This is a genomic window from uncultured Dialister sp. (genome assembly GCF_937959425.1).
Classification (GTDB): Bacteria; Bacillota; Negativicutes; order Veillonellales; family Dialisteraceae; genus Dialister.
Genome location: NZ_CALGPS010000121.1, coordinates 1 through 9375, shown reverse-complemented (window position 1 = coordinate 9375; position 9375 = coordinate 1). Strand labels below are relative to the sequence as shown.

At 54.1% G+C, this 9375-nt stretch carries 6 protein-coding genes and 2 tRNA genes; all 8 read left to right on the top strand.

Annotated features, from left to right (window positions below; translation table 11 throughout):
- Positions 1–217 precede the first annotated feature (217 nt).
- Positions 218–1129, top strand: a complete 912-nt coding sequence (locus Q0482_RS05425; protein WP_296981948.1) for a radical SAM protein — start codon at positions 218–220, stop codon at positions 1127–1129.
- A 959-nt stretch (positions 1130–2088) separates the two neighbouring features.
- Positions 2089–3186 (top strand): M48 family metallopeptidase, encoded by a 1098-nt coding sequence (locus Q0482_RS05420; RefSeq protein WP_299144353.1) that lies wholly within the window; start codon positions 2089–2091, stop codon positions 3184–3186.
- 202 nt (positions 3187–3388) lie between these two features.
- Positions 3389–4780 carry a glucose-6-phosphate isomerase gene (locus Q0482_RS05415; protein ID WP_299144351.1) on the top strand — a complete coding sequence of 464 codons (1392 nt, stop codon included), beginning with the start codon at positions 3389–3391 and terminating at the stop codon, positions 4778–4780.
- Between the two features lie 562 nt (positions 4781–5342).
- A tRNA-Trp gene (locus tag Q0482_RS05410) sits at positions 5343–5418 on the top strand.
- A gap of 4 nt (positions 5419–5422) precedes the next feature.
- Positions 5423–5499 (top strand) — tRNA-Arg (locus tag Q0482_RS05405).
- Positions 5500–5880: 381 nt separating this feature from the next.
- Positions 5881–6708, top strand: a complete 828-nt coding sequence (gene lpxC, locus Q0482_RS05400) for a UDP-3-O-acyl-N-acetylglucosamine deacetylase (RefSeq protein WP_299144355.1) — start codon at positions 5881–5883, stop codon at positions 6706–6708.
- Between the two features lie 42 nt (positions 6709–6750).
- Positions 6751–7230 carry a 3-hydroxyacyl-ACP dehydratase FabZ gene (gene fabZ / locus Q0482_RS05395; protein WP_299144348.1) on the top strand — a complete coding sequence of 160 codons (480 nt, stop codon included), beginning with the start codon at positions 6751–6753 and terminating at the stop codon, positions 7228–7230.
- Between the two features lie 201 nt (positions 7231–7431).
- On the top strand, positions 7432–8244 hold the full coding sequence (gene lpxA / locus Q0482_RS05390) for an acyl-ACP--UDP-N-acetylglucosamine O-acyltransferase (RefSeq protein ID WP_299144345.1): 813 nt from the start codon (positions 7432–7434) through the stop codon (positions 8242–8244).
- Positions 8245–9375: the final 1131 nt, after the last annotated feature.

Here is a 9375-nt window from a genome sequence, read left to right as displayed (position 1 = left end):
CGAACCTTCGGGGTGAAACCCCGTCAATCCTAAGAACCCTTTGCGCCCAGAGGGCGCAATCCTTCACATAAACATATTTAAATTTTTAGTTGTATTTTTCTGAAAGATATCGTATAATGACATGCGTAACGTTTCTTACAGAGGCCCCCGCAAGGGAAGCGCTTTTCATTTATGCAGAAGAAGGAATCCCTTCTCTTCCACGAAAGGATATGATCACATGGCAGGTTTATTTTTCGACGATTATGACACCCCCGTTTTCCGTCCGCCCAGCGAAGCGGACAGCTTCATTCTCCGGGTGACCAGAGGATGCGCCCACAACAGCTGCACCTACTGCAATATGTACCGCGGCGTGAAATTTGAAAAGCTCTCCGACGAGCAGATCATGCGGCAGATTGCCATTGCCTACTCCGTAGACCGGGACGGCGTACGCCGGGTATTCCTGGCCGACGGCGATGCCCTGGTGCTTCCTACGGAACGGCTTCTTAAAATCCTGAACACCCTGAAGAAATATTTCCCCAACCTGGAGCGCGTTTCCTCCTACGCGGCGCCGGGAGACATCCTCCGGAAGTCCCTGGACGAACTGAAACAGCTGCGGGAAGCGGGCCTCCAGCTTCTCTACTACGGCATGGAAAGCGGCGATTCCCAGACCCTGAAGGACATCCGCAAAGGTGTGAACGGCGAGCAGTCCATCGAAGTAGGCAAACGCGTCCGGGCTGCAGGCATGGATCTCTCCATCATGATTATCCTTGGCATTGCCGGCGTACCGGGCAGCGAAAGACATGCCCTGGCCACTGCCCATGCCATCAATGAAATCAAACCGACCCACCTGTCCGCCCTCTCCCTCATGCTCTACCGGGGCAGCGAACTGAAAGACCAGTTTGAACGGGGCGAATTCACCCCCCTTCCCCCCTATGGCCTCATGGAAGAACTGAAGGTCATTGTGGAACACCTGGACCTTCCGGAAACGGAACACATGATTTTCAGAAGCAACCACGTTTCCAACTACATCCGCCTGGCAGCCACCCTCCCCAGGGACAAGGACAAACTCCTGGCCGATATCGACGAAAGCATCCGCTATCTGAAATCCAAGAAAAACTACGACGTCTACAACCACGACTGGACGAAATAAGGAAATCCCCGGAACTATGACGGTTCCGGGGATTTTTCACGCCCGAAGGGCGTGAAGGTTGACGGCCCTGGCGGGCCGAAGGTTCTTAGGGTTCTAAAGTTTGACAGCCACTTCGTGGCTGAGGGTTGTGGTGGCGGCTGGCGCCGCAAAATAAAAAGGGGCGCGGCTGACGGCGCAGGTTGTATAGAAGGGTTATGTAAGGAAAGGTTGTGGAAAAGGTTCTTAAGTTTGACCGGCCCTATGGGCCGGAGGGTTCTTAGGTTTGACGGGCCTTCGGCCCGAGGGTTATGGATAGCCGCCTTTGGCGGCTATGATTATGAAATCAGCGTTACGTGCTTACCTTCCTGCCCCACGTGCGTGCATTCTGCATAGAATGCGCGAGTCGGCCAAAGTTGGCCCTTAGTCTGCATATAAAAGAGCTTACCTTTTAGTTGGCCGACCGGCCATTCTGAGCGAAGCGATGCACAGCGAACACATTTTGCACTATGCAAACTGGATTCGTAAGGGATCAGGGCGACCCGAAAATCCAGTGAGTCAGTGACAGCAGAGGATGCACTATGCGAACTGGATTTGTAGGGAAGCGACAGCGACCCGAAAATCCAGTGAGTCAGTGACAGCAGAGGATGAAGGAGCACCAGCGACGCACAAAATGTAGTGAGTCATTTTCCCTTTTGGGACACAACCCTTCTACACAACCCTCAGCCCGCGCGAAAGCGCAGGGCTGTCGCCCCTCTTGCTTTCGGGAATACCGCCCGTCTGATGTCTGACGTCTGACAATCTGATGTCTTCCCGCCGACTGGCAGTTATCAGCGAAGGAGTCACTATCGACGCGTACCGAGATCCTTTGCTGTCGCCTAGGGAAGCGGTAAGCGGACAGCGGACAGCAGACACAGCCTCTCCCTTTCCTTTCCCAAATGCGATATCATAAAGACAGATTATAATGAAGGGAGACTGATTTCATGAAAAAGAAAATCCTTTGCCAATCCACAGCCGCTGCTCTGGCCCTTGCCTGCGCTCTCGGAATTCCCGCCCCGACAGCCGAAGCCTTCAGTATCGGCGACATCATCGGTATTGCCCAGGGCGCCGCCCAGTATGCCATGCTGGACAAGCAGTTCAACTACTACAATGATACGGAAGAAGGGCGGCAGGAACTCTTCAAATCCTACCAGGAAAAAATGGGCGTGGTTCATGATGAAGCCAAAGAAGAGGAACTATCGGGCATTATGAATCGCCTCACCGACAGTATAGGCGCGGAAGACCCTTCCATCTATAAAAAGCCCTACATCTACTTTATTGCTGCCGATGAATCCTTCAATGCATCCTGCTCCATGGGGCACGTCATGGTAGTAAACGACGGCCTCTTCAAGTACCTTACCAATACTGATGAAATCGCAGTGGTGCTGGGCCATGAAATGGGACACGGCCAGAAAAACCATGTCATGAATGCTCTTCACAAAAAAGCCAAAACAGAGCTGGGTGCCGCCATCCTTTCCGGCGCCATAGGCGACGCTGCCCTGGGGCAGGAAGTGCTGGGCATTGCGGTGAACCAGATAGAAACCGTCCAGATTGGCAGAGGCGATGAAAAGGAAGCGGACAAACTGTCCTTCGACTATATCTACCGTGCCGGCTATAATCCCGGAGCCACAGCCGCCCTGTGGCAGCGGGTTATAGAAAAGGGCGGCGACAACGACCCCTCCTTCGCCCAGGAAGTCTTCGCCCCCTCCGACCACCCCTCCAACAGCCAGCGCAGGGACACCTATGAAAAAAGACTGACCGAGCTGTCTAAAAAACATGTCACCCTGAAAAGCAATACAGACACCGTCATGGTCAACGGCCAGGAATTCGTCACCCCCGCTCCGGCAGGAGATATGAGCGCCGCCGAAAGGAAATACTTCGTCCTGGGAAATCTGGCTGCCGCCTATGACCACGGAGAAAACAGCCGGCCCGCTGAAGCCAGGGACGGCACCGTCTATCTTGGAAATCAAGCCGTCATCACACCGGTAAACGGTGACCCCTCCGCCCAGGTTCTGGCAGAACGGTTGAATAAGATCAAGTAGAGCCGCTCTGCAGCCCGGGTTCAGAGAAAAAGGATGACAGGACCTGCAGACAGCCCCCCGCCCGCCTCACTGTCCCACTATCCCACCAGCTCACCAGTACACCCGTCCACTTTTTATAACTTGTATTCCCCTCTTATATCTTATATAATTACTTTTTAGCAGTGTTTTTATGAAATCAAATGGGAAAGTGCAGGAGAGTTATATGACCATTCAGAATGAGCTGGATATTGACATCAGGAACCTTTTAGGCCATGACTGGAGCGTGAAGGCAGAAGACCTTTCGGACATGGCAGGCCTCATGGAAAAGGCAGGCCGGTCACTGACGAAGCTCCGGGAAAGCGGAAAGGGACCTGACGGCAGCAGCGTCCTTTTCCCCCGCCTTCCCTATATTCTGGATGAAAATGTGCTCATTACGGAAGAGGAAAAAGAAAGCCTCCTCCATGTCGATGAGCTGGCAAAATCGGCGGACATTCTGATTTCCATCGGCATCGGCGGCTCCTACCTGGGCAACCAGATGCTCTTTGACGTATTCTGCGGCCCCTACTGGAACATGATGGACCGGGAAGAACGAAACGGATTTCCCAAAGTCTTTTTTGCCGGCCAGAACATGGATCCCCACGGCCTTCTCCAGCTGGCAGAAGAAGTAGAGCGGGAGAGCCGCCATGCAGGCCGGAAATGCCGGGTACTCCTTCTGGTGATTTCCAAATCCGGCACCACCATCGAACCCTCCAGCGCCCTCAAGGCCCTGAGAACCCTCCTTGCCCCCTTTGCGGACATTTCCCTTCTGGCCATTACGGATAAGGAAAAGGGCAGCCTTCGCCGGTATGCCAATGAAAACCACCTCCCCTGCTTCACCGTCCCCGACGGCATCGGCGGCCGGTTCAGCGAACTCTCCCAGGTGGGCCTTGTGTTCGCCCGCCTCATAGGCGTGGACATCAAAGACCTCCTCTCCGGCGCCCGGATGGTGGAAGAGGCCTGCCGGAGCGAAAAAGCGGAAGAAAATCCCGCCCTCTTCCTGGCATCCCTGAAATACGCCGCCAGCAGGAAATACGGCATGGCCGCTGAAATCATCATGCCCTACGGCGACACCCTCCGCTCCTTCGGCTGGTGGTACGCCCAGCTTCTGGGCGAATCCCTGGGCAAGAAATACGACATGGCAGGCCATGTGATCCACTACGGCCGCATTCCCGTCGCCGCCGTAGGCACCACGGACATGCACTCCCTCACCCAGGAACACCAGCAGGGAGCCAAAAACAAACTGGTACAGTTCATTTCCGTGAAAGAAAGCAGGAGCCGCCTTTCCGTGCCCTGCGAGGAATCGGGAGAAACGGGGGACGTGCCCATGGACTTCATGCTGGAATCCGCCCGGAAGGCCAACGAACAGGCCCTGGCCGCTGAAGGCCGCATGAGCTGTGCCATCAAAATCAGGAAAATCACCCCCTTCCACCTGGGAGCCCTCATGTATTTCTTCTTCCTCACCATCGCCTACGAAGGTGCCCTGGCAGACATCAACGCCTTCGACCAGCCCGGCGTGGAAGACTATAAGAAAATCCTTCACCAGGATATTCGGGATTACATTGTGCGAAATAAATAGGCCGCCTTCACTTTTATCGTCCCCCCCCGCAAGCGGTGGCAGAACAAAGCTCCGCGAGGCTGATATCTCAAATGCAGCTCTAAGCAAAGCACGGGTTGTTGTCCACTGTGCACATCCTGCATAGGATGTGCAAGTCGGGCGAAGTAAGGCGCCTAGCCTGCCCATAAAGGCGCTTTCCTTTTGTCGCCCGACCGATACAGCGGGGTGGCAAGCGAACGTGGTTCGTAGGGGAGCGAAAGCGACCTGAGAACCACGTGAGACGCTTTCCCGTGGAGAAAGGTGGTGCCGCAGGCACCAAAAGGGCTTCATTTCCACGAGGGTCGCGAGGTTGTATGGTTTTTATTAAATTAGCGCCCTTTATTTTTAAAGGCGCCACCTTCATTTACCATTCACAATTTATAATTTACCATTTTCATAAGGCGCCCCCTCTTGCTTTCGGAAATACAGCCGCCCGCCGCAAGTGCTGCCGCCATTCTCTGTCATTCAAAAAAATATTTCCAAAACCTCTTGCAATTTCTGGGATTATCTGCTATGATAATACAGTCGCAGGAAACAAGCGTCTAGGGGCATAGCGCAATTGATAGAGCAACGGTCTCCAAAACCGTAGGTTGGGGGTTTGAGTCCCTCTGCCCCTGCCAATTTGGCCCAATAGCTCAGCTGGATAGAGCACTTGACTACGAATCAAGGTGTCGGGGGTTCGAATCCCTCTTGGGTCACCATGAAATCCGCTAAACAGCAGTTTAGCGGATTTTTTATTGTGCACAGGGGCGCGTAGACACGCCCTGGCGGGCGTGAGGGTTGACGGCCCTAACGGGCCGAAGGTTCTTAAGGTTCTAAGGTTTGACGGGCCTTTGGCCCGAGGGTTGAGGTATCACCCTTTGGGCGATACCTCAACCCTCAGCGGCGAAGCCGCTGTCAAACCTCCGAACCCTCGGGGCGTCAGCCCCGTCAATCTTAAGAACCTTTTTCTCTCTTGCTTTCGAGAATACAGCTCCCTGCAGCTATGACTCAATCTCCCATAAACCTTGTGCTATCCCTCAAAAAACGATATAATAAAATAATTGTAAAAGTATAATTTCATGAACGAAAGGTGTCTCATTGTGAAAAGAAAACAGCACACAATCAGGAAACCGGTTTCTTACAAGGGCAACGGCCTTCATTCCGGCATGCCCGTCACCATGACCATGCATCCCGCCCTGCCGGGGACAGGCATTATCTTCCGCCGGAGCGATCTTCCCGGCGCGCCGGAGGTGCCGGCGGACAGCCGCTACATCACCAGCACCATGCGTGCCACCACCCTGGAAAAGGGAGCGGCCAAGGTCTTTACGGTGGAACATCTCCTTTCCGCCCTTTACGCCCTGAAAATTGACAACTGTGTCATTGAAATGGACTCTCCCGAGCCGCCGGTAGGCGACGGCAGCGCCAAGACCTTTGTGGACATGGTGGAAGAAGCGGGCATTGAAGAGCAGGATGAAGACATTCCCGTCCTCACCCTGGACAGGAGCGTGGCCATTTACGAAGGGAAAAAATTCATCACAGCCCTTCCCTACGACGGCCTCCGCATTACCTTCACCTCCATCAACCCCCATCCCCTTCTGGGCACCCAGATGGTGGACATTATCATCGACCATGATTCCTACATGAAGGAAATCGCATCCGCCAGAACCATCGGATTCACCTGGGAACTGGAGGCCATGCAGAAAATGGGCCTCGGCAAGGGCGGCACCCTGGAGAACGCAGTGGTTTACTCGGAAACGGAATGCCTCTCCGTACCCCGTTTCAAGGACGAACTGGTGCGCCACAAAATTCTGGACATCCTGGGCGACATTTCCCTCGTAGGACCTCTTCACGCCCACATCATCGCCGTCCTGGGCAGCCACAAACTGAACGCGGAACTTTCTGAAAAACTGCAGGCCCTGAAAAAATAAAGCCTGCCTCACATACAAGAAATAGGATAAGGAGGAACTGTTATGGAATTAAATGTTGAAGAAATTATGGAGATTCTGCCTCACCGCTACCCCATGCTCCTGGTAGACAAGATTATCGAAATGGTACCTATGGACTATGCCATCGGCGTGAAATGCGTCACCATGAACGAACCCTTCTTCCAGGGCCACTTCCCCGGCCATCCCGTCATGCCCGGCGCCCTCATCTGCGAAGCCATGGCCCAGGTAGGCGGCGTAGCCCTCCAGTACCCCGAAGAAAACAGGGGCCTCATCCCCATGTTCACCGGCATGGACCACGTCCGTTTCCGTTCTCCCGTCCTCCCCGGCGACCAGCTGGTCACCAAGGCAGTCATTAAGAAAATCATCGGCCGCATGGGCAAAGTACACTGCGAATGCCACGTAGGAGACGTGCACAAAGCAGAAGCGGATTTCCTCTTCTACCTCATGGATCCCAACGATTCTCCGGAAAAGAAGGAAAAAGAGCAGGAAGCCCGCAGAAAATAAATTTCCTTAAACTATATAAAAAGAGTTAATAAACAGAGGAAATTCGAATAAATCGGAGAGAATGAAAGATTCCCCTTATAAATACCCCTAAATCGCTGTTTCAAAACCGAAAGAGATAGGGGACTTATGTATAAAGAGAATCACAAATCAAAAAATCGGCTGGCAGTCAAAACAGCCGCCGTCATAAAGGGGAATGGGACAATGGAATTAAAAGTCATTCAATCGGCAGAGCCGAAAATTCATCCAACCGCCGTCATCGACTCCACGGCAATCCTTCATAAAAACGTAGTCATCGGGCCCTATGCGGTCATCGGTGAAAACTGTGAAATCGGCGAAGGCTCCATCATCGGCGCCCACGCCGTCATCGCCAAGAACGTACGCATGGGAAAAGAAAACCACATTTACCCCCATGCCGTCATCGGGGAAGACCCCCAGGATCTCAAGTTCCGTGACGAATACAGCACCGTAGTCATCGGCGACCACAACCTGATCCGCGAATACGTGACCATCCACCGCGCCACCGGCGAAAACTGCGAAACCCGCATCGGTTCCTACAACATGCTGCAGGCCTACACCCACGTAGCCCATAACTGCAACTTCGGCGACCACATCGTCATGTCCAGCTTCTCCGGCGTGGCAGGCCACGTCACCGTAGAAGACCACGCCGTCATCGGCGGCATGAGCGGCATCCACCAGTTCGTCAAGATCGGTGCCTGCGCCATGGTAGGCGGCATGTCCAAAATCGTGCAGGACGTATGCCCCTTCGTCATCGTAGACGGCAACCCCTCCCGGGTAGTAGGCCTCAACAGCGTAGGCCTTGCCCGCAACAACATTACGCCGGAAGTGAAGAGCTGCCTGAAAAAGGCATACCGCCTCATTTTCCGCTCCGGCCTCAAGCTGAACGATGCCATCCTGGAAATGGAACAGGAACTGCCCTCCACCCCGGAAATCGAACACCTCCTCCGTTTCCTCCGCAACTGCGACCGCGGACTCTGCCGTACCAGAGACAGATAAATATCCTTCCCCTTTATAGATAGGCTCCCTCCATAGGGAGCTTTTTCTTTTTGGGGCGCGGCTGGCGCCGCAGGTTGTGTAGAAGGGTTGTGTGAAGGAAGGTTGTGAAAAAAGGTTCTTAAGATTGATGGGCCTGGGGCCCAAGGGTTCTTAGGTTTGACGGCCCTTTGGGCCGAGGGTTGTGGATAGCCCCACCGGGGAAACGACTCACTGGATTTTCGGTCGTCTGATGACTCCCTACAAATCCAGTTCGCTGTGCACCGCCTTTGGCGGCTATGATTATAAAGTCAGCGTTACGGGTCTTACATTTGTGTCATCAGTGCCCCGTCATTTCGAGCGATAGGAAGTGCCGGTATGAATCACATTTTCGTGGAGCCAGTGAAACGGAGCCGAGAAATCTCCTCCCAGAAGGCTGCCTGTCGATCGGTCAGCCGACTAAAAGGAAAGCCTCTTATTGGGCAGGCTAGAGGCCAACTTCGGCTGAATTGGAGGTCCTATGCAGGACCTCCACAGTCATACCAGCATAGAGTATCATTCCTCTGCTTACCCCCGTCCACCCCTTCGCCACTTCGTGGCCCTCTTCTCCACGGGAAAGCATGTCACTGGATTCTCAGGTCGCTTTCGCTCCCCTACAGCACGGCTATCACCGACTCACGATAATTTGCGCGTCGCTTTGCTCCTACAAATTATGTTCGCTGGTGTGACTCCAGTTCCTTTGCCACCCTAAAGGGGACGCAAGGGCGTTACGGGACTGGCTTTCTGCTGCTTAAGTCACGCTATACATTCTGCTGAATTGGCCACTACCGTGGCCACCCCCTATCCGGCTGCGCCGGACTCCTCCACGAGGGGAAGAATTAACCTCTCTATGCTACCCCGCAGAGTCATGTCACGCATTGGTAAGCACCCATAGTGCCCCCACGAAGAGGGGTGGCAAAGGAACTGGATTCGTAGGGAGCCGTAGGCGACTGAGAATCCAGTGACATGCTTCCCTTTGGGTAAAGGTGGTGGCGACAGCCACCAAAGGGGGCGAGCGCAGCGAGCCTGCCGCGAAGCGGCATACAAAATCATTGCCTGCAGGGCAATCCACAACCCTCGCCCGTAAAGCGGGCGTCAGTCGAGTAGACGGAATCA

What these genes read in the sequence shown, in the direction of transcription:
- fabZ (WP_299144348.1), top strand. Translation starts at nt 6,751, where the DNA reads ATGGAATTAAATGTTGAAGAAATTATGGAGATTCTGCCTCACCGCTAC.
- Q0482_RS05420 (WP_299144353.1), top strand. Translation starts at nt 2,089, where the DNA reads ATGAAAAAGAAAATCCTTTGCCAATCCACAGCCGCTGCTCTGGCCCTT.
- Q0482_RS05425 (WP_296981948.1), top strand. Translation starts at nt 218, where the DNA reads ATGGCAGGTTTATTTTTCGACGATTATGACACCCCCGTTTTCCGTCCG.
- Q0482_RS05415 (WP_299144351.1), top strand. Translation starts at nt 3,389, where the DNA reads ATGACCATTCAGAATGAGCTGGATATTGACATCAGGAACCTTTTAGGC.
- lpxA (WP_299144345.1), top strand. Translation starts at nt 7,432, where the DNA reads ATGGAATTAAAAGTCATTCAATCGGCAGAGCCGAAAATTCATCCAACC.